We start from the raw sequence: 1,944 nt of genomic DNA, 5'->3' as shown, positions 1-1,944 counted from the left end.
GGAATGGCAGCGGGCGACCATCTCGGGGCTTCTCGCCAAGGTCGTTCGGACCGTCGAGGACAATCTCCGCATCGGCCTTGCCGATGCCCCGCATACCCTCGCGAACGAGGCTTTTCACGCCGCGCTGACATCCGCCCATGTCGCTATTGCTGCTCCGATACTGGAGCGATCCGGCGCCCATGCCGAGCCGCCGCTCGTTGGCGTTCTCATCCGACGCACCGAGGAGCATCGGCTCGCCCGCAGCCGCGGTAACGGCGAAGCAGGGCTCCTCCTCGAGCTCATTCGCGACGACGACGAGCAGGTTTCGGAGCAGGCGATGGCGATCCTGATCGCGCACAGCCGCCGTTTCGACGGCTTCGGCGAACCGGTCGCGGCGCGTACGGAGCTTCCCGCCGAGCTCGAGCACCGGCTCGCCTGGCGGGTCGCGGCCGCGCTCCGCGCCTATATGATCGACCGCCACGGCGTGCCTGCCGCCGACGCCGACGCGATGCTGGTTTCCGCCGCCGAGTGCCTGCTCGCGGATTATGACGAGGGCGACGGCCTCGAGGCGCGCTGCATGCGGCTCGCCCGGCGCCTGGAACAGCTCGGCCGCGTCGATGACGACCTGATCGAGCGCAGCCTTAGGGAAGGGTCGCTGCCGCTGTTCCTCGCCTTCATCTCCGTCCGGGCATCGCTCGGCCGCGATGGTGCTTGGGAGATCGTTTCCGACCCTCGCGGGCGCGGCGCGCCCTTGCTCTTGAAGGCCGCGGACCTTGGCCGGGAGCAGGCCGGATCGATCCTGCTCGGCCTCACATCCTCCGAAGACCTGGTGGCATCCCAGCTCGATCTGTTCGACGTTACCTCCGTAGGGGCGGCGCGCGCTGCGCTCCGGCTCTGGCAGGTGGACTCCTTCTACCGCGAAGCGCTTGCGGAAATCGCCGCATGAGCGAGCGGAAACCCGCCTTGAGCTCGATCCGCGGCCGCATAGACGATGAGGATCGCCTTGTCGCCGCCGATTCCGACCTCGCCGGCCTGCACCTGAGAGCCGGGGGCGAGGAGGGGGGCGTACTCGCGCTTCCGCAGGTGGCGGCGCTTGCGCGGCTTGCGAGGCGGCTCGGGATCGTGATCTCCCGGGCGGTGATGGTCGCCGACGCCGATATGGATATCGATCTCTGGATCCGGGCCGAGCCGAGCCAGGGGGGAGTGGATCTCACCATTCTCAACTGGACCGAGCGGCCTGCACGCCCGCCGCACGAGGCGTCGGAGGCCGAGCGCGACGCCGACTTCCTCCGCGCCGCCGCCGACTGGATGTGGGAGACGGACGAGCGCCTGCGCTTCACCAGCCTCTCCCCGGCCGGAGCGGCCGCGGTCGGCAAGTCGCCCGCCGATCTCCTCGGCAAGGACCTCACCCGCCTGTTCCGCCTCGTCGAAGGCGAGGAAGGCTCACTCCCGATCCTGACTGCGCTCGCCGCTCAGAAGAGGTTCGATGATCAGCAGGCCGAGCTTCGGATTCGCGCGCGCAGCCGCTACCGCCTCGCCGGAGTGCCGCTGATCGACGGCGCCGGCCGCTTTGCCGGCTTCCGCGGCTCCGCAACCCGCATCGCCGCCGCACCCGCCGGGCCGCTGCAGCCGGTGGCGGTGGAGGACACCTCCGCCTTCGGCGAGCGGCTCGACAAGGCCCTTCGCGGCCCGCTCGACCACATCATCGCCAATGCCGAGACGATCGGCGCCCAGCCCGAAGGTCCGCTCCGCCGCGACTATGCGGGCTACGCAAACGACATCGCCGCCGCCGGCCGGCACCTGCTCGCACTCGTCGACGACCTTGTCGACCTGCAGGCGATCGAGCGGCCGGACTTCAGGCCGGAAGCGGACGAGATCGACCTCGCCGACGTCGCCCGCCGAGCCGCCGGCCTGCTCGCGGTCCGCGCCTCCGGCCGGAACGTGCGCATCGACAAGCCGACGGAG

Annotated in this window: 2 protein-coding genes; both read left to right on the top strand. The window is 70.5% G+C overall.

The window, feature by feature from the left end:
• Nucleotides 1-925, top strand: a 925-nt coding sequence (locus VF662_RS03265; protein ID WP_464137648.1) for a DUF2336 domain-containing protein, incomplete at its 5' end; no start/stop codon positions are given.
• Nucleotides 922-1,944: PAS domain-containing sensor histidine kinase (locus VF662_RS03260; RefSeq protein ID WP_464137645.1), on the top strand; the 1,023-nt coding region annotated here is incomplete at its 3' end. The genes VF662_RS03265 and VF662_RS03260, both read left to right, overlap by 4 nt.

The organism is Allosphingosinicella sp. (assembly GCF_036387215.1).
GTDB lineage: Bacteria > Pseudomonadota > Alphaproteobacteria > Sphingomonadales > Sphingomonadaceae > Allosphingosinicella.
This window is presented reverse-complemented; position numbering and strand designations above follow the sequence as displayed.